A 21,788-nucleotide genomic window follows, 5' to 3' on the forward strand; every position below is an offset into this window, starting at 1 on the left:
GAGCGCTGACGTTCATAATCTCAAGTTTTTAGGAGACATCTCATGGCAATTATCGATGCAATCTACGCTCGTGAAATTCTAGATTCGCGCGGAAACCCAACTGTTGAAGTTGAAGTAACGCTCGAAGATGGAACACAAGCACGCGCTGCAGTTCCAAGTGGTGCATCAACTGGTGCATTCGAAGCATCAGAGCTGCGTGATGGCGATAAGGGCCGTTACCTCGGTAAGGGTGTTCAGAAGGCCGTTGCATTCGTTAACGATGAAATCGCTCCAGCAATCGAAGGTTATGACTCACAAGATCAGCGCCTGATTGATTCAGAGATGATCGCACTTGATGGCACACCTAATAAGTCACGCCTTGGTGCAAACTCAATTCTTGGTGTTTCACTTGCTGTTGCTAAGGCGTCTGCTGACTCATCTGATCTCTCACTCTTCCGCTACCTCGGTGGCCCAAATGCACATGTTCTTCCAGTACCAATGATGAACATCCTCAACGGTGGAGCACATGCTGATACCAATGTTGATATTCAAGAATTTATGATTGCTCCAATCGGTGCAGAGACATTCCGCGAATCACTTCGCTGGGGCGCTGAGATCTATCACGCACTTAAGGCAGTTCTTAAGAAGCGTGGACTTGCAACATCTGTCGGCGATGAAGGCGGCTTTGCTCCTAACCTTGATAGCAACCGTGCAGCACTAGATTTAATTATCGAAGCAATCACAGCTGCAGGCTTTAAGCCAGGTTCTGAAATTGCACTTGCTATGGATGTTGCTGCAACAGAATTTCACGATAACGGTAAGTACAAGTTCGAAGGCTCACTTCGCACGTCAGATGAAATGATTGCGTACTACGCAGAGCTTGTGAGCGCATACCCAATCGTTTCCATCGAAGATCCACTCAATGAAGAAGATTGGGCTGGCTGGAAGTCAATGACCTCATCCCTTGGCTCAAAGATTCAGATTGTTGGCGATGACCTCTTCGTAACAAACCCAGTGCGCCTTGCAAAGGGAATTGATACTGATACAGCAAATGCTCTTCTTGTGAAGGTTAACCAGATTGGCACACTGACAGAGACTCTCGATGCAGTAGATCTTGCACACCGTGCCAACTACCGCAGCATGATGTCTCACCGTTCAGGTGAAACAGAAGACACCACAATTGCTGATTTAGCGGTTGCAACGAACTGCGGCCAGATTAAGACTGGTGCTCCTTCTCGCACAGAGCGCGTTGCTAAATACAACCAGCTTCTTCGCATTGAAGAAGAGCTTGCTGATGGCGCTATCTATGCAGGTCGCCAGGCATTCCCACGCTTTAAGGGGTAATTTTTAAATGGCGCGCAGATCCTCTGGGAGCAAGAGAAGTAAGAGTTACCGTTCACGTAACCTGAACTTCAATCGCAATACTGGATCTGGGCGAACATTTGCCGTTGCTGCAATCTTCTTTATGTTGGCGCTCTTTCTAGCACCTCCAATTAAGAGTTACTTCGTTCAGCGGGCCCAGATCAGCGCACTCCAATCACAGCTTAAGAGCGATAACACAGCGCTGGATGAAGCTCGTAAAGAGTTAACGCTCTGGCAGGATCCTGATTACATTAAATCTCAAGCACGTGAACGTCTTCACTTTGTCCTGCCAGGTGAGCGTCAATACATCGTCACTGGAACTGATGGCACTAATACAGATGAAGCAGCACAGACAGATGTTGTGAAGAATCTTCCTGAAGGACAGCCTTGGTATACACGCTTGATTGCATCCATTACAGAGGCAGGTAAGGCGTGAGTATCGAAAGCCGTAAGGCAACAGAGGATGATCTGAAGACAATTGAAAACCAATTGGGTCGCACGCCACGTGATGTCCATGCGATTTCCTATCGTTGTCCATGTGGAAAAGCTGCAGTTGTTGAAACCCCACCGCGACTATCAAATGGTGAACCTTTCCCAACTTTCTACTACGCAACATGTCCGCGTTTAACTGCAGCCATTTCCACCCTTGAAACAACAGGGATGATGGAGGAGATGACCAATCGCCTTGAGACTGATGCAGAGCTTGCTGGTGCATATGCAGCAGCACATGATGATTACATTGCAGCACGTTCAGCGCTAAAAATAGATGTCCCTGAAGTTGAGAATATCTCTGCAGGTGGAATGCCTAATCGCGTGAAGTGTCTGCACTCACTGATTGCGCACTCACTTTCTGCCGGCCCTGGAGTTAACCCACTCGGAGATGAAGCACTGGCTGAACTTCCTGAGTGGTGGAAGCACCTTTCATGCGAGTAGCAGCCATTGATTGCGGCACCAACTCCATCCGTTTACTCATTGCAGATGTTGAAGGTAGTAACTTTCGCGAAGTCTTTCGCGATATGGAGATTGTTCGTTTAGGACAAGGCGTCGATAAGACTGGCCAATTCCATCCAGATGCAATCGTTCGCACCCTTGCAGCCGTTGATAAATATGCACTTGAGATTGCAAAGCGAGGCGTTGAAAAGATTCGCTTCTGTGCCACCAGTGCAACACGCGATGCCACCAACCGTGATCTCTTCATTGATGGCGTCAAAGAGCGCCTCGGTATTGCACCAGAAGTAATTCCCGGTGAAGTAGAAGCTGCGCTCTCATTCCAGGGAGCCACGAAAGATTTTGATAAGGCAGAAGGTCCATTTCTTGTCATCGATATTGGTGGAGGATCAACTGAATTTGTCTTTGGTACAGATAAAGTCGAATTCGCAAAGAGTATGAATATTGGTTGCGTTCGCATGTCAGAGCGCCACTTCACCAATGGCGACCCAGATCCAGGACAGATTGCTGCCGCTATCGAAGATATTGATGAAGCAATTAAGCAGGCAGGCAAAGTAGTTCCTATTACCCAAGCAAAGACTCTAATTGCAGTAGCGGGCACAGCCACAACAGTCTCAGCAGCTGCTCTCGAACTTGGCGCCTATGACCGATATGCAATCCATCTTTCTCGCATCTCTGCTGAGAAGACTCATGCAATCTCAAAGATGTTCTTAAGTGCAAAGCGTGAGGATCGAGAAGCACTCGGATATATGCACCCGGGCCGCGTTGATGTCATTGGCGCAGGCTCCCTTGTTCTCTCACGCATCATGCTTGCTACTGGTGCAACTGAATTCGTCGCATCTGAATCAGATATTCTCGATGGAATGGCTTGGTCGCTTGTATAAGTCGATCGAACTTCTCGATAAGGCGATTGTTAAGTGCCATAAGTGCCCGCGGTTAGTCCAGTGGCGAGAAGAAGTAGCTGTTGTTAAACGTAAGGCATATGAAAACGAGAAGTACTGGGGTAAGCCTGTTCCAGGATTCGGCTCTAGCAAACCAAAGATGCTTATTGTTGGATTAGCACCTGGTGCACATGGTGCAAATAGAACCGGCCGTATCTTCACTGGTGATTCATCTGGCGATTGGCTCTATGGATCTCTCCACCGCATCGGTATTGCAAAGATAGCAACATCAACATCTCGCGATGATGGACAAGAGCTGTGCGATACACGCATCTCAATGGCGGTGCGTTGTGCTCCGCCTGAGAACAAACCAACTACCGAAGAGCGCGATGCATGTGCACCATTTTTTGAAAATGAGCTAGAACTGATCGCACCGACTGTTCGTTCATTTGTAGCACTCGGTAGCTTTGGTTGGCAGGTTTTAATCAAATCGCTTAAGGCCCAAGGACATAAAGTTCCCGCTGGAAAATTCGGGCATGGGTCAACGATTAAGTATTCGTATGACGGCATTAACTATCTAATAGTCGGTAGTTATCACCCAAGCCAGCAGAACACATTTACAGGCAAACTCACCAAACCAATGTTGGATTCAGTACTCAAAAAGGCAGCAAAGTTCGCGGGAGTTCTCTAACTTTTCACCTAGTAGACTTTCGCCTCTATTGGCCCCCGTAGTCCAATGGCAGAGACAGAGGACTTAAAATCCTTCCAGTATCGGTTCGAGTCCGATCGGGGGCACACTTCACAACATTTTCTAAAGCTTCACGCTCATCCTGAAGTGGAAATCCTGCGGCTTTGCCGTATTTTAGGAACTGTACGGAGAGCCTTTCTCCGCACGTATATAAGGAGAAATTAATGCGCAGTTCTAACCCAGTCCTTACCGGCCGTGGTTTCGCTCGTATCAAAGAAAGCACGACCACAAATACGGATCTCAATACCCTCGAGACCCGTCCAACATCTGCACCAATGTCAATTGACGATGTCGTCATCAAGACAGCTGGACTCTTTGCAGTCCTCGTTGCAGTAGGAACATTTGCATGGCGTGCAAATAGCCCTGGTCTTGCACTTATCGGATTCATCGGCGGATTTATTCTCGCGATGGTCAACTCATTTTCTAAGAAGGTTCGTCCTGCGCTCATCGTTGCATATGCAGCATTCCAGGGACTTGCTCTCGGAACAATCAGCGCAATCTTCGAAGCAACTTATCCAGGCATCGTAAGCCAGGCAGTTTTAGGAACTGCATGTGCATTCGGTGGAGTACTCCTTGCATATCGCAGCGGAAAGATTCGTGTAACACCTAAGTTCACACGCATCATGATGGGATCCCTCATCGGATACTTCGTCTTCGCACTCATCACAATGTTCACAGGCCGCCCAACAGGTGGTCTCGGACTACTGATTGCAGTTGCTGCTGTTGGTCTTGCAACGATGTTCATCGTGATGGACCTCGATCAAATCGAAAAGGCAGTTGCAGCGCGCGTGCCACAAGAAGAGTCATGGCGCATGGCATTTGGCCTCATGGTTACTTTGGTCTGGTTGTATCTTGAAGTATTGAGACTGATCTCAATCCTTCGTAGCAACGACTAAAAGTTATTTACTAGATTGCCCGAGATGCGAAGCCCGCGTCTCGGGCAATTTTGTTGCCACAAGAACTGCAAGCGACATAAGTACGGCTGTAACTAAGAATGCAGGCCTATATCCATAATGGTCGGCAATAAAGCCAAGAATGATGGGCGCCACCATTGCGCCTGCATCGCCTGACATCTGAAAGAGGCCAATGACCTGGCCGCCTTTGCCTTCCAAAACATCTCCCACGATTGCAGATGGGGTAGTTGATAGAAAAGCACCACCAAAGCCAACAATGACACTAGCTGCGATGAAGTGCCATGGCTTAGTTGTGAATGCCAGCGCAAAGATTGACAGAGTGACGAAGGAAGTTCCGATCACGGCTGAATAGCGGCGGCCATTGAGATCCGATAACTTTCCCGCTCGCAGCAAGAAGAGCCCATTAATGATTGTGGTGATCGTAAATCCAAGTCCCATAAAGCTAGGAGTTACTTTGATTTCCTCCACCATAAATAGCGGCAGGATAGAACGGCTCATTCCGAAGAGAACCCAGGAAGTAATGAAAGAGATGATGAGTGCACTGCGATAAGGGCTTAAGGCCAGAGCAGATTTAAGAGTAATTGTTGCGCGCTCTTGAGTGGCAGTTGGTTTTGCAGCCAGAACTGAATTACGTAACAGGATGGCACCAGATGCACTTGCTGCGATAAGAAGGAAACCATAAATAATTAGCGGTGCACGCAGTGAAACAACAGAGAGTGCGCCACCAACGACTGGACCTGCCATCATTCCAACAAGAAATGATCCGTTATAGAGAGATTGTGCTCGAGCGCGATGATCATCATCGACTGCTCGAAGCAAGATAGATCCAGCTGCAACAGAGAACATCGAAGACCCAAAGCCACCAACTGCACGGAAGATGAGTAGCTGCTCGTAATTCTGAGCCATTCCAGCTGCAAATGATGTGATGGAAACAAAGCCAATTCCAAATGAGTAGACAAGTCGCTCACCGAAGTGATCTACGAGTTTGCCGCTGATAAGGCCTGTGGCAAAACGCGCAAAAGCAAAGGCAGAGAGGATCGCACCTACCTGTGCGTTATTGACTCCGAAGGAGCGAGCGAAGAGTGGAAGCGTGGGGGAGATGATTCCAAAGCCCACTGCAACAAAGAAGGATGCGAAAACAAGAACACCAACCTCGCGTGGAAACTCTGCAAAGGGGTTGGAGAACTTGTTTTTCAAGATCTTGCGAGATGAAAATCGCTGTGATTGTGCGCCCGTAGTCATTAGATGTAAGTTTACTCTGTGAAATCAGTTATCGCCGAAAACCTTGTTAAGACCTATGACAAAGGCAATGTCCGCGCACTTGATGGCCTGAGCCTTGATGTTGAAGAAGGCACTGTATTAAGCGTATTAGGACCAAATGGCGCGGGTAAAACAACTGTTGTTCGTATTCTGACAACGCTATTACGTGCAGATTCAGGTAGCGCAAGCGTGGCAGGCATCGATGTTATAAAGAATCCTGAGAAAGTTCGCGAAGTTATTGGTTTATCTGGTCAATATGCAGCAGTTGATGAAATTCTCACAGGTTATGACAATCTAGTGATGTTCGGTGAGTTGTATCACCTTGGCAAGAAACAAGCAGTTGTCCGCGCAAATGAACTCCTTGAACGCTTCTCTTTAACTGAAGCTGCAAAGCGCCCCATCAAGACTTATTCAGGTGGAATGCGCCGCAGACTAGATCTAGCAGCATCGCTCATCGTTAAACCAAAAGTTCTCTTCCTTGATGAACCCACAACAGGTCTTGATCCACGTGGTCGCCAAGAGATGTGGGGAGTAATTCAAGAGCTCGTTAAAGGTGGCGTGACGCTACTTCTTACAACGCAATATCTTGAAGAAGCTGATCAATTAGCCGATGACATCGCAGTTATTGATACCGGCAAAGTAATTGCTCGAGGAACATCAGATGCCCTCAAGAAGCAAGTGGGCGGTGAACGTCTTGAAGTTGTTGTTGAACAAGTCCACGTTGCTAAGACGATGGAGATTGTTGCAGCTGTAAGCGGACATAAGGCAGCGCTCGATGAAGGCCTTCGCCTTATCTCAGCCCCAGTCTCAACAGGATCTGCTGCTCTCTTTGAAGTCTTGAAAGCCCTTGATAGCGCAGGAATTCACGCACTCGATGTTGGCTTAAAGCGCCCATCCCTTGATGATGTATTCCTTTCTCTGACTGGACACGCGGCAGAGGAGAAGAAGGAAGAGATTGCAGAAAAGAAGAGAGGCAGAAAATGAGCGCCGTCAATGACATCTACATCATCACCCGCAGACAACTCTTATTGCTCAGTCGCGTCCCAGAAGTTTTGATCTTCTCAACGATTCAACCAGTGATGTTTGTACTTCTCTTTCGTTATGTATTCGGCGGCTCGATCGACACAGGTCAACCTGGTGGATATGTGCAACTACTGATGCCTGGCATCTTCGTGCAGACAGTCGCATTTACCCTAGCGGGCACTGCTTCTGGCCTTGCTGAAGATATGAAGAAAGGTTTAATTGATCGATTTAGATCACTGCCTATCTCACAATCCGCTCTCGTCATTGGTCGAACTCTCGGTGATTCACTTCTGAATATTGTTGTTCTTGCAGTGATGGGTATCGCCGGATACATCGTTGGGTGGCGTCCATCTGCAGGCCTTGCCAATGTGGCACTCGGTTTCTTATTCCTACTCTTCTTCGGATATGCGCTCTCGTGGGTGGGAGTTCTTGTGGGACTTTCAGCATCTGATGCACGTGTTGTGCAGAACGTCAGCTTTATCGTGACATTCCCGCTCACATTCTTATCTAACGCATTTGCTCCAACAACAGGAATGCCACGGGCGCTGCAGTACTTCGCTGAGTGGAATCCCGTCTCAACGATGGTGGCAGCATGCCGCCAGCTCTTTGGACTTGAGAATCAATTTGGCGCAACAGCTGGATCTTTCCCGAGCGAGCATCCACTGACAACATCACTGATTTATATGCTCATTATTATGCTGATCTTTATTCCGCTGAGCTTACGTAAATATCGTAACTACGCAGATTAAGAATTAAGCGTAGAACTCAGCCGCTTTAATCTCGACCTTGATTTCGCGACCGTTAGGTGCCGAATATGCGACTGTGGCGCCAATCTCTGCGCCAAGGACTGCGGCGCCTAGTGGTGATTTCTCAGAGTAAACATCGAGATCACCGGATGCGATTTCACGAGAGCCCAGTAAGAACTTCATCTCATCTCCAGCAATGACTGCTGTGACAACCATTCCGGCGCCAACTTTTCCATCAGCACTTGCAGGCGGTGTTCCAATATGGGCATTTTCCAACATCTGCTTAAGCTGACGGATGCGAGCTTCCATCTTTCCTTGCTCATCACGAGCTGCGTGATAGCCACCGTTCTCCTTGAGATCGCCTTCTGCGCGCGCTGCTTCAATCTTTGCAGTGATCTCTTTGCGACCTTCACCTTCAAGGCTGGCAAGTTCAGCAGCTAAGCGATCAGCTGCTTCTTGGGTTAGCCATGTCTGCTGTGAACTCATAGTCCGCAATCCTAGGGCAGAACGCGACAGCGTTCGATACCTGCATTGACCGCTTCAGCACGCGTAGGGATCGAGATAGTGCGCTCAAGGTAGGTCTCACCCGCAGCAATAGTGTCTTCAATCTGGCCGACAACATTCATATCGAAGTCACGAGCTGTGAGTGTGCAGGTGATGACGTCATCACCTGATGCGCGTTGTATGGAATATCGAATTTCAGGGTTGCGAGGGTCTTGGGTAATAAATGAAATCAGCTCTGTGCGAAGTTCAGGATTGGAGTGATGAAGGCCGGCCCAGAGCAACCAAGCGCCACCCACAACTGCACAGACAACTGCATACTTCACCCACGCCCGCGCAGGCTTAACACCGTAGCGATCATTGAAATCAAATTGGTTGTTGCCCTGTGACATGGGAGAATCCTCTCATGGTTAAAGATTACGATGTAGGAATCGCAGGCTCCCTCACGATGATCGTTCTCTTTACTACCGTTACCTTATTGCTGCGCAGCTTCTATAAACGCTTTAACCGTTTGCAGAAGAATTCAGAAGTCGTCCAGGAGAATGAAGACGACAATTAAGAGGACTCTTCAAGCGCTCTTAGTCCTTGTTCTTGCTCTCACATTTATTGGACTTGGCGTATGGCAGCTACAACGTGCCCAAGATTTACAGGACTATGCCGCTCTCCCCATAGATAGAACTATCTATCCGCTCCTTGAAAAGAGCGCTGCCACAGGGATTGTTCCCGGTGAAAGTATTGGAAAGTTAGTCACCACATCGGGTTACTACATCGCAACCTATAAAGCCCCCAATCAGAAAGATGGCAATGACGTTGTCGATGATTGGGAAGTTGGGCTTTTGCAGAATGAGACTGATACTGCGATCTTGGTAGTGCGCGGGCTCTGGAGCCAGCGACTGTCCAGCCCAGAAATTGCGATGTCAACCAGAGTTGAAGTAGTGGGCACCTTATTGCCTGCCCAAAATGATGATCGCGCAGCTAACACTGCCTCACAACTCTCACGCCTTGATAGCAGCATCCTTGTTGCAAGCACCGATGCCCAACTCTTTGAGGGCTTCATCTTGGCAAGTTCGGAAGTCAGCCGAAGTGGCATGGTCGAACGCACCCGAATTACTCCGCCGGAACTGACCTCTGAGATCCCCGGCTTCTATTGGCAACATATCTCCTACGTTGTCATCTGGTGGTTTATGGCTCTCCTTGTGTTGTGGCTGCCTTTCTATAAGAGAGATGACGAGAGGGTTTAGAGTTCTGCCATGACTCAACCATCGACTGCAGTCCTTACTCGCTTTCGATTGATGGCCATCCTCTGCGGCGTCAATCTTCTTCTGCTGATCTTCGGATATATGCCAGCGAAATATCTCTTTGATGCTGTTGAGACCAATAAGTGGTTGATCTCAATTCCGATCGCCCACGGCTACCTCTACATCGTCTATATCCTCACCGCCCTGCAGATTGGCGTGCAGAAGAAGATGTCACTTCCAACAATTCTTGCTCTCATTGCAGCAGGCACCCTGCCCTTTGCCTCCTTTGTGGCCGAGCGCCGTATTGTGAAGAAGTACAGCTAACTTCGCTTCACGTGCGGCCAAGGTAAACAGTTGATTACCTTTTCCTAGTTAATGGCGTGTCGCACCAAAAGTCCGATTCATAAGTTCTATCTTTTACGAGTCAGAAGCAACTCCCAACTCTTTCCCCCTGTAGCGATCGCGGCTTTGCGGCAATCGATGCGGCTAGATAAAACTAAAGAGAATGGTTAAGCCTTGGCTACTTCAAAAGCGGCAGCAAGTGCAAAGAACAATCCGGCCCGTAAGACCTATGTATTGGACACTTCAGTTCTGCTGGCAGATCCTGGTGCGTTGAAACGATTTGAAGAACATGAAGTCATCATTCCCATAGCCGTCATTGGTGAGCTTGAGACAAAGCGCGATCATCCTGAACTCGGCTACTTTGCCAGGGCAGCCCTTCGCGCACTCGATGATCTCCGTGTTGAACATGGACGCCTTGATGCACCACTGACCATTACCCCTGAAGGTGGAACCCTTTCAGTAGAGCTCAATCACACTGATTTAAGCACTCTGCCACATGGCTTCTTGCGCGATGGCACCAATGATTCACGCATCCTTGCCATCTCCAAAAATCTCATGTCCGATGGAAAGCATGTAGTCCTGGTTACTAAAGATCTTCCTCTTCGCGTTAAGGCATCCTCTGTCGGAGTTGAAGCACAGGAATATCTTGCAGAGCTAGTCTCTAATAGCGGATGGACAGGAATTGAAGAAGTCTCTGTCGGCCACAACACCATCGATGAGCTCTATGCATCAGATCGAGCAGATCATGAATGTGCCCATCAATTCCCAGTTCACACCGGCATCGTTCTCCACTCAGAAAAAGGAAGTGCGCTCGCCCGAGTCACAGCAGATAAGCAGCTGCAATTAGTCCGTGGCGATCGCCAGGCATTTGGATTACATGGCCGCTCTGCAGAACAACGCATTGCACTTGACCTCCTTCTCGATGACAGCATCGGCATCGTCTCGATGGGTGGCCGGGCTGGAACAGGAAAGTCGGCGCTCGCACTCTGCGCCGGCCTTGAAGCGGTGATGGAAAAGCGTCTGCATAAGAAGGTGCTCATCTTCCGTCCTCTCTATCCCGTTGGTGGACAAGAGCTTGGATACTTGCCAGGCAGTGAAGGCGAGAAGATGTCGCCGTGGGCCCAGGCCGTCTTCGATACTTTGGGGGCGTTGGTCAGCCAAGCTGTCATCGATGAGGTCATCGACCGAGGTCTGATTGAAGTTCTGCCACTGACCCACATCCGTGGCCGCTCCCTCCATGACTCATTCGTCATTGTTGATGAAGCCCAGTCGCTGGAGCGAGGAGTTCTGCTCACCGTGCTCTCGCGAATCGGCCAAGGTTCAAGGGTTGTGATGACCCACGATGTGGCCCAGCGCGATAACTTGCGAGTTGGTCGCCACGATGGAGTCGTGGCAGTGGTTGAGACCCTCAAGGGACACCCGCTCTTCGCCCACGTGACCCTGACTCGCTCCGAGCGCTCGCCGATCGCAGCCTTGGTCACTGAGATGCTCGAGGGGCCTCAGGCGTAAGCCAACTGTTCACCCTCTCTTTACCACCCATTTAAATCTCACAGTCACAAATAGGACATTTAGGACTTTGCCCTAACTGACCTGCGCTTTTACCTATCCACAGGCACCGCCAATCCTGAGAATTTGCGACTCACGCACCTTTAAATTTGCGACTCACCCCATCCCTTGCCAGCCTTTACCCATTCCCCCAAGGCTCCAACCTCAATTCTGAGGTTGATAGGCCATGGGGCGAGAGTGATCGATGAGATGGAAGGAGTAGAAGATGAAGCACGATATCCGTGAGTTCTTCACCGCCTTCTCCACCCTGCGCATTTCTAGGGCGAGCAAGGTCGCTATCTGGGCAACCGTCGCCTCGATGCTCTTTATCGCAACTGCCCAACAGAGCGCCTATGGTCTGGACTTTCCAATGACCACTCGCCTGACTCTTACCGACTCCAAGAACCTGACCGTCTCCAAGTTACCTGCAGCATCACTTTCCACCCAGATCACTGAAATGGCATTAGTCGCCAACATCAGCGCGCAGGTGGAGATGGCTCGCTCGATTGTCGGGGCTAAGAAGGTCGCAAAATCCATTATGAATACCGACTACGCCTGGGGCGATGACGAGTATGCATGTTTGAATCGTCTCTGGACTAAAGAGAGCCACTGGAATTACAAAGCTCATAACAACCGCTCAGGAGCACATGGAATTCCACAGGCCCTTCCAGCGGTCAAGATGGAGATCATCTCAACTGACTGGCGCACCAACCCCGTGACTCAGATCCGTTGGGGCCTTCGTTATATCGATATTCGCTATGAGACTCCATGCCAAGCATGGGCAAAGTTCAAGCGCAGCCGTTACTACTAGAAGAGAAGATTAATTCTCAGGCTTGAGTCCAATTGTTAAAGGACGCATAGTCTCTTCAAAGAAATCATTGCCCTTGTCATCGACAACGATAAATGCTGGAAAGTCGACCACATCAATCTTCCAGACTGCTTCCATCCCAAGCTCTTGGAAATCTAGAACTTCTACTTTTGTAATGCAATCTTGGGCAAGGCGAGCTGCAGGGCCACCGATAGACCCGAGATAGAAACCACCATGCTTGGCACATGCATCAGTCACTTGCTTTGACCGATTTCCCTTTGCCAACATCACAAAGGAACCACCAGCTGCTTGGAATTGTTCGACATAGGAATCCATACGGCCGGCAGTTGTGGGACCAAATGATCCTGATGCCATACCTGTGGGAGTCTTTGCAGGACCTGCGTAATAGATGGCGTATTTCTTCATGTATTCAGGCATTGGCTTGCCCGCATCTAACATCTCTTTAATCTTTGCATGAGCAATATCGCGAGCGACCACAATCGTTCCGGTCAGTGAAACTCTGCTCTTTACAGGGTGCTTGGAGAGCTCAGCGCGGATTGCCTCCATCGGCTGGTTGAGATCAATGGCCACCACATTGTCATTGAGGTGTTCATCAGTGGTCTCAGGCAAGAAGTGGGCGGGATCTGTCTCCAGTTGCTCAAGGAAGATGCCATCCTTGGTGATCTTCGCCTTTGCTTGGCGATCTGCAGAGCATGAGACTGCGATGGCAATGGGCAGAGATGCACCATGGCGAGGCAGGCGCACAACCCGCACATCGTGGCAGAAGTACTTGCCACCAAATTGAGCACCGATTCCCAGCTTCTGAGTCAGCTTAAATACTTCTTCCTCCAGTGCAAGGTCACGGAATCCATGTCCTGTTGCAGCATCACCTGTTGTTGGCAGGTCATCGAGGTAGTGAGTACTTGCAAGCTTTGCAGTCTTCACTGTGTGCTCAGCACTTGTTCCACCGATGACAATTGCTAAGTGATAGGGAGGACATGCTGCTGTTCCAATGGAGCGCAACTTTGCATCTAACCAATTCATAAATGAGGTTGGGTTAAGGACTGCCTTGGTCTCTTGATAGAGGAATGATTTATTGGCGCTACCGCCACCTTTAGCGATAAACATAAAGTTGTATTCATCCTGATGATCACTATCTGCATAGATCTCAATCTGAGCAGGCAAGTTATTGCCTGTGTTCTTCTCTTCCCATGTTGTTATAGGGGCCATCTGTGAATATCGAAGGTTGAGCTTAGTAAAGGCGTCATAGACACCTTGGGAGAGTGCAACTTCAACTTTTGCTGTGGTCAGAACATACTGACCCTTCTTGCCCATGATGAGTGCAGTTCCTGTGTCCTGGCACATCGGCAGAATTCCACCTGCTGCAATGTTGGCGTTCTTTAAGAGATCAAGGGCGACAAAGCGATCATTGGCTGATGCTTCAGGGTCTGTGAGAATCTTTGCTAGTTGTTCAAGGTGTTCTGTGCGAAGGTAATGTGAAATATCGTGAATGGCTGTCTCTGTCAGCAGGGTCAGTGCTGATGGTTCTACTTGCAGAAATTCTCTATCGCCTAACTTGATAACGCTGATGCCCTCTTTTGATACAAGGCGATACTTCGTTCTATCTGCACCAAGGGGCAGAAGATCTGAGTAGGTGAAATCTGGTGACATTATTCGGCAGGCTTCTTTGCAGCATCTAACTTCTTCTTAGCGCCATCGAGCCACTCCTGGCAGATCTTTGCTAACTCTTCGCCACGTTCCCAGAGCTTGAGTGATTCCTCTAAAGTCGCGCTGCCATCTTCGAGTGATTCAACAATTCCAGCGAGCTCATCGCGAGCTGCTTCATATGAAGGCTTGGAATCTTTAGTGGCCATGTGCTCAATCTACTCTCTGTCGATTACTCGTTGACTGTGGCGCGGGTCTCGCCCTTAGCCACGCGGATGCGCAGATGCGTGCCCGCCTTTGCCTTTGAGGCATCGCGAACAATGGAGCCATCTTCTAATTGCACAACCGCATAGCCACGATCCATTGTCGATTGTGGAGATAGGGAACGAAGGTGGGCCTTAACGCCTTTGAGCTCTTTCTTCTCGATTTCAAGAAGGGATGCAAAGCCGCGGATAGAGCGATCTCGCCAGCCTTTGATTTCATCGCGGCGAGATGTGACCATGACGCTGGGATCTTTCATCACAGGGCGATTGCGCAACTGTGCGATTTGGTTGAGTTCATAGTCAATCGTTGAGACGAGTCTGCGAAACATGCGATCTCTAATCTTCTCAATATCGCTAATCTCCTGAGCAATATCTGGCACAACTCTCTTTGCTGCATCTGTGGGAGTTGATGCGCGATAGTCGGCAACGAGATCCAGCAGTGGTGAATCTTTCTCATGGCCGATGGCGCTGACAATCGGGGTTGTGCAACTAGCTGCAAGGCGAACAAGTGATTCATCGCTGAAGGGTAAGAGATCTTCAAATGAGCCACCACCGCGAGTAATGATGATGACATCAACTTCTGGGTTAGCTTCTAACTCAGATAAGGCAGCTGAGACTTCTACAACGGCTGCAGCTCCTTGTACTGCAACTTCACGAATCTCAAATTGCACAGAGGGCCATCTGCGTCGAGCATTTTCAACAACATCTTTTTCTGCATCTGTATTGCGACCACAGATAAGTCCTACTCTGCGCGGCAAGCGAGGCAGTGCAATCTTTCGATCTGCGCTGAAGAGGCCCTCAAGAGCTAATTTCTCTTTCAGCGCTTCAAGGCGTGCCAGGAGTTCACCGACTCCTACCTGACGAATTTCTCTTGCCGACAGAGTCAGCGATCCATTTTTAGTAAACCATGATGGCTTTGCATAAATAACAACGCGAGCATTGGCAGGAAGTGGCTGCACACTTGCTAATACTGTTTTGTAACACATCACCGAGATACTCATATCCGCACTCGTATCGCGAAGGCGCATAAAGGCCATTCCGCCGCTGCGTTCATTGAGTTCTGATATTTCGCCCTCAATCCAGATGGGGCCTAATCGATCGATGTAATCCTTAATGGCTTCAGAGACCACACGCACTGGTGCGGGGGATTCACTTGAAGTTTCGAACATGGCGAGAGCCTAATAGACTGCGCGATATGAGCAAGAAGATTCTCCTAGCTGCCCCTCGTGGATATTGCGCAGGCGTTGACCGAGCAGTTGTGGCTGTTGAGAAATCCCTTGAACTCTATGGAGCTCCTGTCTATGTCCGTAAAGAGATCGTCCATAACAAGCATGTGGTCTCAACTCTTGAACAACGTGGCGTCATCTTCGTGAATGAAACAGATGAAGTTCCAGAAGGTGCAACTGTTGTCTTCTCAGCCCACGGTGTTTCACCTGCGGTGCATGCAGAAGCTGCTGCACGAAACTTGAAGACCATCGATGCAACATGCCCTCTCGTTACTAAAGTGCATAACGAGGTAAAGCGTTTTGCTAATGAAGAGACAGAAATTCTTCTCATCGGCCACATTGGCCACGAAGAAGTTGAAGGAACTGCGGGTGAAGCTCCAGGAAAAGTTCGCGTCGTCGATGGCCTAGATGAAGCTCGCACGATCCAACCCACACCTGGAAAGAAACTTGTCTGGCTCACACAGACCACTCTCTCTGTCGATGAGACTATGCAATCTGTTGCAATCCTGAAAGAGCGATTCCCAGAGATTGCAAACCCACCTAGTGATGACATCTGTTATGCAACACAGAATCGCCAAGAAGCGATTAAGGCAATTGCACCCAATGCAGATCTCGTTCTCGTTGTTGGTTCTACTAACTCATCAAATTCTGTGCGCCTTGTTGAGGTCGCTCTCGAATATGGAGCAAAGGCCGCTTACCTGATTGATTATGCAGATGAGGTTAAAGAGGAGTGGTTAGTAAACGCTGAGACTATTGGCGTCACAAGTGGTGCATCTGTTCCTGAAATTCTTGTCGATGATCTCCTCAAGCACCTGAGTGGTCATGGCTATCACGATGTTGAAGAGGTACGCGCAACCGAGGAAACTCTCCTCTTTGCTCTGCCCAAAGAGCTCCGCGCTGATCTGAAGAAAGCTTAACTTTGACTACATTTGTTGAGATTCAGGGCGAGAATCTCGCTGTTGAAATCTATGAACCAAAGGTCCGCATTGCAGATGTAGTGCTTGTGCATGGATTTACTGGCAGCAAAGAAGATTTCGAGGTCATCGGGCCGCTTCTCGCCGATATGGGTTATCGCGTTCTGACCTTTGATAATCGTGGGCAACATGAATCAGCCCACAGCAAACGTGAAGATGCTTATTCCATGCACTCTCTTGCACGTGATGTCATTGAGCTTTCCAAGCACTATGGATTTGTGAAACCACATTTACTGGGGCATTCATTTGGCGGACTTGTGGCTCAACGCGCGCTTGTGCAATCGCCAGAAACCTGGAGATCGCTCACAATATTCTGTAGTGGCCCTCATTGGATTCCAGATAAGCCAGATCTCGATGCCACAATTCATATTCTTCAAACTATGACGATGGAAGAATCTTGGTATAAATATAAGGATGAGACAGATAAATTGCTGCCTCGTTATGAAACATATAAGAAGCGCTGGACTGCATCAGATCCGAACTCCACCCACACTATGGCCCTTCACCTAAAGGATACTCAAGCCCTCACTGCAGAAATTGTTGCGACAAAGATTCCAGTGCATGTCATCTATGGTGAGAACGATGATGCATGGCCACTAGCGATGCAGGACCAGATGGCTAAGGATTTATCAGCCCCGCGCACCATTATTAAGGATGCAGGACATTGCCCCAATGAAGATCAACCAGAGGAAACTGTGAAGGTATTAACGAACTTCTGGAGTGGCCTGTAACCGTTGTGAAGGACGGCTCTTAGCCTTCTCATTAAAGAACATAAACCATCCATAGAGCGCGCTGATAAGTAGGAATGGCGCAACGCTTGCAAGGGATGCAATGAAATCAATACCAACGCGTGATGGACGAAGTCCATCGCTGAAGATTGTGTAGATAAGAGTGGTTGCTGCATAGGCAAGCGGTGGGGTAACAGCTGATACGTAGCGAGTTCCGGTGCGACCGTATGCAATACCGCCATATGTGACAAGACAAATTATTAAGCCTGAGAGAATTCCTGCACCACCGCGAATCCACATCTCAAGCCAGACAAATATGAAGATGAAGAAAGATTGTAGAACAACAACACCTTGCTTCTTAAGGCCAGGGCCTGAGATTGCCGGCTTCTTGATTGCTGTTGCCATCTCTTACTCCTCTACTACTTCTACATCGATGAAATCATCTGTTTCAAGATCTGGGTTATTGAGCGCCCTGACATCTGCAGGAGCATCAGGATATTCGATTGCAAGCTTCTCTTTATCACCTGCAACTCCCAGCTTATGAATACGGCGAGCAGGTGAGAGAACAGTCTTTTCAGCCGTTGGCACCAGATCCTCATATGCCTTAGATGTGGAGTTAATCGCCTTACCGACCGCCACAATCTTTGAATGCAAAAGGGTGATGTTCTTTAGAAATGTTGCTGCAACCTTGGTGATGTCATCTGCATTTTCAGCTAATTGGTTGCGAGTAAAGATATGTCCAACGGTGCGAAGAAGTGCCATGGTGGTTGTGGGAGTTGCAAGCGTGACGCCGACTTTAAAGGCTTTCTCAAGCAGCGTTGGATCGATACGAAGTGCCTCTGCCAGAAGGGTTTCAAATGGGAGAAAGAGAACGACGAAATCTGGTGAGCCCTGTGACTTGTGATAGCCGCGCTTTGAGAGTGCATCCACGTGCTTAAGTAAATCTTTGGTATGAAGAGCTAAGAGTTCATCTCGCTCTGCCTGATCTTCAGTACCAAATGCTTCAAGGAAACGATCAAAGGGAAATTTGGAGTCGATAAACAACTTAGAACCACCAGGCATATGCACGGTGATATCGGGAATGCCAGATGAATCTGAGTCAGTTGTTGAACGCTGTGCATCATATTCATGGCCTTCGCGAAGTCCTGCTTGCTCCAGCAGTAATTGCAATTGTGCTTCGCCAAATTTTCCGCGGGTCTGCGAACTCGCTAACGCTCCAGCAATCTTTTTTGTCTCATCAAAGAAGGTAGTGGAGGCTTTGCGCATCTCATCGATGGTGCCTACTAATTGCGTCTCTGATGCAATACGTTTTTCTGCAGCTTCTTGAGATTGTGCGCGCATACGTTCAACGCTTGCCTTCATCTCCTCCATCTGCGTTGCAATCTTTGTATCGTTTTCAGATTTTGCCTCAGCAGCTTTGAGGCGATCATCAGATGCTTTGAGCAAGACCTTCACATCGTTGAGTTCTTGCGCCAATGAATGAGATGAGGAGGAAGTATTTTTCATCCGTGAAATCCAGATACCAAGGCCCAATCCAAGAAAGAGGCCGATAATCAGAGTTATTAAGGTCACGAGTGCGCTGGACATGGGGCAATCGTGGCAGGAGGCACTGACAATTCCCCGTAGGCTGTCCTACTTATGAGCCTCTCTATTGGAATCGTCGGTCTTCCGAATGTCGGAAAGTCGACCCTTTTTAATGCTCTCACGAAGAACAATGTCTTGGCCGCCAACTATCCCTTCGCCACCATCGAGCCTAATGTCGGCGTCGTGGGCGTTCCGGATGAGCGTTTAGCCAAGCTCGCCACAATCTTCGGCTCTGAAAAGCTTCTTCCCGCAGCTCTCTCCTTCGTTGATATCGCAGGAATTGTGAAGGGTGCATCAGAAGGTGCTGGCCTTGGCAATAAGTTCCTCGCCAATATCCGTGAGACCGATGCCATCTGTCAGGTCATCCGCGTCTTCACCGATGGCGATGTTGTTCACGTCGATGGTCGTATCGATCCTTCCAGTGACATGGAAACAATCAATATGGAACTTGCGCTCGCAGATCTACAGACAATTGAGAAGGCAATCCCGCGTCTTGAGAAAGAGGCGCGCGTTGCTAAAGAGAAGGCGCCAATTCTAGAGGCGGTCAAGCAAGCAAATGAGTGGTTGCAATCTGGAAAGCCATTGTCACAATCAAAGATTGATCGCGAATTACTCCACGAACTGCATTTACTTACCGCAAAGCCATTCCTCTATGTCTTTAACGTTGATGCTGCAGAGCTTGCAGATGATGAACTTCGAAAGAAGTTATCAGCACTGGTTGCCCCAGCCGAAGCAATCTTCTTGGATGCAAAGACAGAGGCAGAACTTGCTGAACTCTCAGATGAAGATGCACTCGAGCTTTTGCAGGCGATTGGTTTAACTGAACCAGGCCTTGCAACTCTTGCTCGCGTCGGCTTTGACACTCTTGGTCTTCAAACATACTTAACAGCAGGTCCAAAGGAGGCACGCGCTTGGACTATTCATAAAGGCGACACTGCACCTATGGCAGCCGGCGTCATTCACACAGATTTCCAAAAAGGTTTCATTAAAGCTGAAATCGTTTCTTTTGCCGACTTGGTAGAAGCGGGCACAATGGCTGATGCGAAAGCAAAGGGCAAGGTCCGTATGGAAGGCAAGGAATACATCATGCAAGACGGAGACGTAGTGGAGTTCAGATTCAATGTCTAATAACCCAGCCCTAAACACAGCCCGAGCCCGACTTAATCAGGCACACCTGAAGGGTCTTCCTAAGAAGACCCGTGACAACCTTCGCAACGTTGCGATCATCGCTCACGTTGACCACGGTAAAACAACACTCGTTGATGCGATGTTGTGGCAATCCGGAGCCTTCGCTGCTTATAAGAAGCAAGAAGAAGGTCAAGATCGCATGATGGATTCAATGGATCTAGAACGCGAAAAGGGAATTACGATTCTTGCGAAGAACACATCTGTTCGTCGCGGTGACACTGTCATCAACATCATTGACACACCAGGCCACGCAGATTTCGGTGGTGAAGTTGAACGTGGTCTTGAGATGGTCGATGGAGTAATCCTTCTCGTTGATGCATCAGAAGGTCCACTTCCACAGACACGCTTTGTATTACGTAAAGCGCTACAGAAGAATCTTCCCGTCATTCTCCTTATTAATAAGGTTGACCGTTCTGACTCACGTATTGCAGAAGTTGTGGATGAGGCATATGCACTCTTCCTTGACCTTGATGCAAATGAAGAGCAGATTGAATTTCCTGTTGTCTACGCCTCCGCTAAGGCAGGTCGTGCATCGCTGACTCGTCCTGCAGATGGTGGAATGCCAGAGGAAGAAAATCTCGATGTTCTCTTCGACACTATCTTCTCTGCAATTCCAGCTCCTGTTTATCACGAAGGTGCACCACTTCAAGCACACGTGACAAACCTTGACTCTTCACCATTCCTTGGACGCCTTGCACTATGCCGCGTTCACGAAGGAACAATCAAGAAGGGCCAGACAGTTTCATGGATTAAGACAGATGGGACAACAGAGCGTGTGAAGGTCTCAGAACTTTTGATGACTGAAGCACTCGAACGTGTTCCAGCACTTGAGGCAGGCCCTGGCGACATCATCGCTGTTGCCGGCATTGAGACCATCACTTTAGGTGAAACCCTTGCAGACCTTGAGAATTCACATGCTCTTCCACTGATTACAGTTGATGAGCCATCTATCTCGATGACAATCGGTATTAATACATCACCACTAGCGGGCAAGAGCGGCAAGATGCTTACTGCGCGCCAAGTTAAGGATCGTCTTGATAAAGAGTTGGTCGGTAACGTCTCACTTCGTGTTCTGAACACAGAACGTCCTGACACATGGGAAGTTCAAGGTCGTGGCGAACTTCAGCTAGCAGTGTTGGTTGAAATCATGAAGCGCGAAAGCTTTGAACTCACAGTGGGTAAACCACAGGTTGTTACCAAGATGATTGATGGAAAACTTAATGAACCGATGGAACATCTAACTATTGATGCACCTGAAGATTACTTAGGTGTTCTTACTCAGTTGATGGCACTTCGTAAGGGCCGTATGGAGCAGATGGTTAACCACGGAACCGGTTGGATTCGTCTTGACTACAAGGTTCCATCTCGTGGTCTTATTGGTTTCCGTACTGAGTTCTTAACTGAAACTCGCGGAACAGGTTTGCTTCACCATGTCTTTGATTCATATGAACCTTGGTATGGAGAACTTCGCACACGTGCAACAGGTTCTCTTGTCTCAGACCGTATTGGCGCAGTGACTTCTTATGCACTCGCCGGTATTCAAGAGCGCGGTTCAATCTTCGTTGAACCAGGTGATGAAGTCTATGAAGGCATGGTTATTGGTGAGAATTCACGATCCGATGATATGGATGTCAACTGTGTTCGTGAGAAGAAGCTCACCAATATGCGCGCGTCAGGCACAGATGATTCTGAAAAGTTGATTCCACCTAAGAAGCTGAACATGGAAGGCGCTCTCGAATTCTGTCGCGAAGATGAGTGCGTAGAAGTAACTCCAGCTGTTGTTCGAATCCGCAAGGTGACTCTCGATGGCGCAGAGCGCGCCCGAGCAACATCACGCGCAAAGAAGAACAACCAGAGCTAAATTG

25 protein-coding genes and 1 tRNA gene are annotated in these 21,788 nt (G+C 48.8%); 18 read left to right on the forward strand and 8 right to left on the reverse strand.

The window, feature by feature from the left end; translation table 11 throughout:
• Nucleotides 1–42 precede the first annotated feature (42 nt).
• From eno to A1sIIA65_RS00725, 7 genes are all read left to right on the forward strand, one after another.
• Nucleotides 43–1,323 (forward strand): phosphopyruvate hydratase, encoded by a 1,281-nt coding sequence (gene eno / locus A1sIIA65_RS00695; protein ID WP_095675702.1) that lies wholly within the window; start codon nucleotides 43–45, stop codon nucleotides 1,321–1,323.
• Between the two features lie 7 nt (nucleotides 1,324–1,330).
• Complete coding sequence (locus tag A1sIIA65_RS00700; protein WP_095675703.1) at nucleotides 1,331–1,777, forward strand: FtsB family cell division protein; 447 nt, start codon at nucleotides 1,331–1,333, stop codon at nucleotides 1,775–1,777.
• Nucleotides 1,774–2,274, forward strand: a complete 501-nt coding sequence (locus A1sIIA65_RS00705; protein ID WP_095675704.1) for a DUF501 domain-containing protein — start codon at nucleotides 1,774–1,776, stop codon at nucleotides 2,272–2,274. Before A1sIIA65_RS00700 ends, A1sIIA65_RS00705 begins: the two co-directional genes overlap by 4 nt.
• Nucleotides 2,265–3,173, forward strand: coding sequence for a Ppx/GppA phosphatase family protein (locus A1sIIA65_RS00710; RefSeq protein ID WP_095675705.1), 909 nt, complete (start codon nucleotides 2,265–2,267; stop codon nucleotides 3,171–3,173). The genes A1sIIA65_RS00705 and A1sIIA65_RS00710 overlap by 10 nt, the downstream gene beginning before the upstream one ends.
• Nucleotides 3,166–3,861, forward strand: a complete 696-nt coding sequence (locus A1sIIA65_RS00715; protein ID WP_223298532.1) for a uracil-DNA glycosylase — start codon at nucleotides 3,166–3,168, stop codon at nucleotides 3,859–3,861. Before A1sIIA65_RS00710 ends, A1sIIA65_RS00715 begins: the two co-directional genes overlap by 8 nt.
• Nucleotides 3,862–3,892: 31 nt before the next feature.
• A tRNA-Leu gene (locus tag A1sIIA65_RS00720) sits at nucleotides 3,893–3,965 on the forward strand.
• A 117-nt stretch (nucleotides 3,966–4,082) separates the two neighbouring features.
• The gene (locus A1sIIA65_RS00725) at nucleotides 4,083–4,814 is read left to right on the forward strand and encodes a Bax inhibitor-1/YccA family protein (protein ID WP_095675707.1); all 732 of its coding nucleotides are present in this window, start codon (nucleotides 4,083–4,085) and stop codon (nucleotides 4,812–4,814) included.
• Nucleotides 4,815–4,817: 3 nt separating this feature from the next.
• Here A1sIIA65_RS00725 and A1sIIA65_RS00730 read toward each other — a convergent pair whose 3' ends face one another.
• Nucleotides 4,818–6,074 carry an MFS transporter gene (locus A1sIIA65_RS00730; protein ID WP_223298052.1) on the reverse strand — a complete coding sequence of 419 codons (1,257 nt, stop codon included), beginning with the start codon at nucleotides 6,072–6,074 and terminating at the stop codon, nucleotides 4,818–4,820.
• Nucleotides 6,075–6,092: 18 nt separating this feature from the next.
• Here A1sIIA65_RS00730 and A1sIIA65_RS00735 point away from each other — a divergent pair, with 18 nt between their 5' ends.
• Both A1sIIA65_RS00735 and A1sIIA65_RS00740 read left to right on the forward strand, forming a co-directional pair.
• Complete coding sequence (locus A1sIIA65_RS00735) at nucleotides 6,093–7,076, forward strand: ATP-binding cassette domain-containing protein (RefSeq protein WP_095675708.1); 984 nt, start codon at nucleotides 6,093–6,095, stop codon at nucleotides 7,074–7,076.
• Nucleotides 7,073–7,864: an ABC transporter permease gene (locus tag A1sIIA65_RS00740; RefSeq protein ID WP_095675709.1), complete on the forward strand. Its 792-nt coding sequence runs from the start codon at nucleotides 7,073–7,075 to the stop codon at nucleotides 7,862–7,864. Before A1sIIA65_RS00735 ends, A1sIIA65_RS00740 begins: the two co-directional genes overlap by 4 nt.
• Nucleotides 7,865–7,867: 3 nt before the next feature.
• Here the strand turns inward: A1sIIA65_RS00740 and greA are convergent, their stop codons facing one another.
• Together greA and A1sIIA65_RS00750 are read right to left on the reverse strand one after the other, a co-directional pair.
• Nucleotides 7,868–8,347, reverse strand: coding sequence for a transcription elongation factor GreA (gene greA / locus A1sIIA65_RS00745; protein WP_095675710.1), 480 nt, complete (start codon nucleotides 8,345–8,347; stop codon nucleotides 7,868–7,870).
• Between the two features lie 11 nt (nucleotides 8,348–8,358).
• Nucleotides 8,359–8,754 carry a DUF4307 domain-containing protein gene (locus tag A1sIIA65_RS00750; RefSeq protein ID WP_095675711.1) on the reverse strand — a complete coding sequence of 132 codons (396 nt, stop codon included), beginning with the start codon at nucleotides 8,752–8,754 and terminating at the stop codon, nucleotides 8,359–8,361.
• A 14-nt stretch (nucleotides 8,755–8,768) separates the two neighbouring features.
• Between A1sIIA65_RS00750 and A1sIIA65_RS06985 the strand changes: the two genes are divergently transcribed.
• The 5 genes from A1sIIA65_RS06985 (at nucleotide 8,769) to A1sIIA65_RS00770 (ending at nucleotide 12,298) form a co-directional block, all read left to right on the forward strand.
• Complete coding sequence (locus A1sIIA65_RS06985; RefSeq protein WP_190277126.1) at nucleotides 8,769–8,921, forward strand: hypothetical protein; 153 nt, start codon at nucleotides 8,769–8,771, stop codon at nucleotides 8,919–8,921.
• A complete protein-coding gene (locus A1sIIA65_RS00755; protein WP_095675712.1) occupies nucleotides 8,905–9,603 on the forward strand; it encodes an SURF1 family cytochrome oxidase biogenesis protein in 699 nt (232 codons plus the stop codon). Before A1sIIA65_RS06985 ends, A1sIIA65_RS00755 begins: the two co-directional genes overlap by 17 nt.
• A 9-nt stretch (nucleotides 9,604–9,612) precedes the next feature.
• Nucleotides 9,613–9,924, forward strand: coding sequence for a DUF3817 domain-containing protein (locus tag A1sIIA65_RS00760; protein ID WP_095675713.1), 312 nt, complete (start codon nucleotides 9,613–9,615; stop codon nucleotides 9,922–9,924).
• 192 nt (nucleotides 9,925–10,116) lie between these two features.
• On the forward strand, nucleotides 10,117–11,451 hold the full coding sequence (locus A1sIIA65_RS00765; RefSeq protein WP_095675714.1) for a PhoH family protein: 1,335 nt from the start codon (nucleotides 10,117–10,119) through the stop codon (nucleotides 11,449–11,451).
• A gap of 262 nt (nucleotides 11,452–11,713) precedes the next feature.
• Nucleotides 11,714–12,298 carry an aggregation-promoting factor C-terminal-like domain-containing protein gene (locus A1sIIA65_RS00770; RefSeq protein WP_095675715.1) on the forward strand — a complete coding sequence of 195 codons (585 nt, stop codon included), beginning with the start codon at nucleotides 11,714–11,716 and terminating at the stop codon, nucleotides 12,296–12,298.
• 9 nt (nucleotides 12,299–12,307) lie between these two features.
• On the opposite strand, the gene A1sIIA65_RS00775 is transcribed toward A1sIIA65_RS00770, so the two are convergent.
• The 3 genes from A1sIIA65_RS00775 to xseA are packed head-to-tail and all read right to left on the reverse strand — an operon-like array spanning nucleotide 12,308 to nucleotide 15,392.
• A complete protein-coding gene (locus A1sIIA65_RS00775) occupies nucleotides 12,308–13,966 on the reverse strand; it encodes a fumarate hydratase (protein ID WP_095675716.1) in 1,659 nt (552 codons plus the stop codon).
• The gene (locus A1sIIA65_RS00780; RefSeq protein ID WP_095675717.1) at nucleotides 13,966–14,169 is read right to left on the reverse strand and encodes an exodeoxyribonuclease VII small subunit; all 204 of its coding nucleotides are present in this window, start codon (nucleotides 14,167–14,169) and stop codon (nucleotides 13,966–13,968) included. The genes A1sIIA65_RS00775 and A1sIIA65_RS00780 overlap by 1 nt, the downstream gene beginning before the upstream one ends.
• A gap of 23 nt (nucleotides 14,170–14,192) precedes the next feature.
• Nucleotides 14,193–15,392 (reverse strand): exodeoxyribonuclease VII large subunit, encoded by a 1,200-nt coding sequence (gene xseA, locus A1sIIA65_RS00785; RefSeq protein ID WP_095675718.1) that lies wholly within the window; start codon nucleotides 15,390–15,392, stop codon nucleotides 14,193–14,195.
• Between the two features lie 26 nt (nucleotides 15,393–15,418).
• Here xseA and A1sIIA65_RS00790 point away from each other — a divergent pair, with 26 nt between their 5' ends.
• A complete protein-coding gene (locus A1sIIA65_RS00790; RefSeq protein WP_190277127.1) occupies nucleotides 15,419–16,366 on the forward strand; it encodes a 4-hydroxy-3-methylbut-2-enyl diphosphate reductase in 948 nt (315 codons plus the stop codon).
• 2 nt (nucleotides 16,367–16,368) lie between these two features.
• On the forward strand, nucleotides 16,369–17,154 hold the full coding sequence (locus tag A1sIIA65_RS00795; RefSeq protein WP_095675719.1) for an alpha/beta fold hydrolase: 786 nt from the start codon (nucleotides 16,369–16,371) through the stop codon (nucleotides 17,152–17,154).
• Here the strand turns inward: A1sIIA65_RS00795 and A1sIIA65_RS00800 are convergent.
• Nucleotides 17,128–17,556, reverse strand: a complete 429-nt coding sequence (locus A1sIIA65_RS00800; RefSeq protein ID WP_095675720.1) for a hypothetical protein — start codon at nucleotides 17,554–17,556, stop codon at nucleotides 17,128–17,130. The two genes, A1sIIA65_RS00795 and A1sIIA65_RS00800, sit on opposite strands and share 27 nt — an antisense overlap.
• Before the next feature lie 3 nt (nucleotides 17,557–17,559).
• A complete protein-coding gene (locus tag A1sIIA65_RS00805) occupies nucleotides 17,560–18,738 on the reverse strand; it encodes a DNA recombination protein RmuC (RefSeq protein ID WP_095675721.1) in 1,179 nt (392 codons plus the stop codon).
• Between the two features lie 51 nt (nucleotides 18,739–18,789).
• Between A1sIIA65_RS00805 and ychF the strand changes: the two genes are divergently transcribed.
• Nucleotides 18,790–19,863 (forward strand): redox-regulated ATPase YchF, encoded by a 1,074-nt coding sequence (ychF, locus tag A1sIIA65_RS00810; protein ID WP_095675722.1) that lies wholly within the window; start codon nucleotides 18,790–18,792, stop codon nucleotides 19,861–19,863.
• A complete protein-coding gene (gene typA, locus A1sIIA65_RS00815) occupies nucleotides 19,856–21,784 on the forward strand; it encodes a translational GTPase TypA (protein WP_095675723.1) in 1,929 nt (642 codons plus the stop codon). Before ychF ends, typA begins: the two co-directional genes overlap by 8 nt.
• Nucleotides 21,785–21,788: the final 4 nt, after the last annotated feature.

Source organism: Candidatus Planktophila dulcis, from assembly GCF_002288225.1.
Taxonomy (GTDB): domain Bacteria; phylum Actinomycetota; class Actinomycetes; order Nanopelagicales; family Nanopelagicaceae; genus Planktophila; species Planktophila dulcis.

Coding starts and splice junctions, on each gene's coding strand:
- xseA (WP_095675718.1), bottom strand. CDS start 15,392: ATGTTCGAAACTTCAAGTGAATCCCCCGCACCAGTGCGTGTGGTCTCT.
- A1sIIA65_RS00700 (WP_095675703.1), top strand. CDS start 1,331: ATGGCGCGCAGATCCTCTGGGAGCAAGAGAAGTAAGAGTTACCGTTCA.
- A1sIIA65_RS00780 (WP_095675717.1), bottom strand. CDS start 14,169: ATGGCCACTAAAGATTCCAAGCCTTCATATGAAGCAGCTCGCGATGAG.
- A1sIIA65_RS00805 (WP_095675721.1), bottom strand. CDS start 18,738: ATGTCCAGCGCACTCGTGACCTTAATAACTCTGATTATCGGCCTCTTT.
- A1sIIA65_RS00740 (WP_095675709.1), top strand. CDS start 7,073: ATGAGCGCCGTCAATGACATCTACATCATCACCCGCAGACAACTCTTA.
- ychF (WP_095675722.1), top strand. CDS start 18,790: ATGAGCCTCTCTATTGGAATCGTCGGTCTTCCGAATGTCGGAAAGTCG.
- A1sIIA65_RS00710 (WP_095675705.1), top strand. CDS start 2,265: ATGCGAGTAGCAGCCATTGATTGCGGCACCAACTCCATCCGTTTACTC.
- A1sIIA65_RS00790 (WP_190277127.1), top strand. CDS start 15,419: ATGAGCAAGAAGATTCTCCTAGCTGCCCCTCGTGGATATTGCGCAGGC.
- A1sIIA65_RS00775 (WP_095675716.1), bottom strand. CDS start 13,966: ATGTCACCAGATTTCACCTACTCAGATCTTCTGCCCCTTGGTGCAGAT.
- A1sIIA65_RS00730 (WP_223298052.1), bottom strand. CDS start 6,074: ATGACTACGGGCGCACAATCACAGCGATTTTCATCTCGCAAGATCTTG.
- greA (WP_095675710.1), bottom strand. CDS start 8,347: ATGAGTTCACAGCAGACATGGCTAACCCAAGAAGCAGCTGATCGCTTA.
- eno (WP_095675702.1), top strand. CDS start 43: ATGGCAATTATCGATGCAATCTACGCTCGTGAAATTCTAGATTCGCGC.
- A1sIIA65_RS00750 (WP_095675711.1), bottom strand. CDS start 8,754: ATGTCACAGGGCAACAACCAATTTGATTTCAATGATCGCTACGGTGTT.
- A1sIIA65_RS00725 (WP_095675707.1), top strand. CDS start 4,083: ATGCGCAGTTCTAACCCAGTCCTTACCGGCCGTGGTTTCGCTCGTATC.
- A1sIIA65_RS00770 (WP_095675715.1), top strand. CDS start 11,714: ATGAAGCACGATATCCGTGAGTTCTTCACCGCCTTCTCCACCCTGCGC.
- A1sIIA65_RS00800 (WP_095675720.1), bottom strand. CDS start 17,556: ATGGCAACAGCAATCAAGAAGCCGGCAATCTCAGGCCCTGGCCTTAAG.
- A1sIIA65_RS00755 (WP_095675712.1), top strand. CDS start 8,905: ATGAAGACGACAATTAAGAGGACTCTTCAAGCGCTCTTAGTCCTTGTT.
- A1sIIA65_RS00760 (WP_095675713.1), top strand. CDS start 9,613: ATGACTCAACCATCGACTGCAGTCCTTACTCGCTTTCGATTGATGGCC.
- A1sIIA65_RS06985 (WP_190277126.1), top strand. CDS start 8,769: ATGGTTAAAGATTACGATGTAGGAATCGCAGGCTCCCTCACGATGATC.
- typA (WP_095675723.1), top strand. CDS start 19,856: ATGTCTAATAACCCAGCCCTAAACACAGCCCGAGCCCGACTTAATCAG.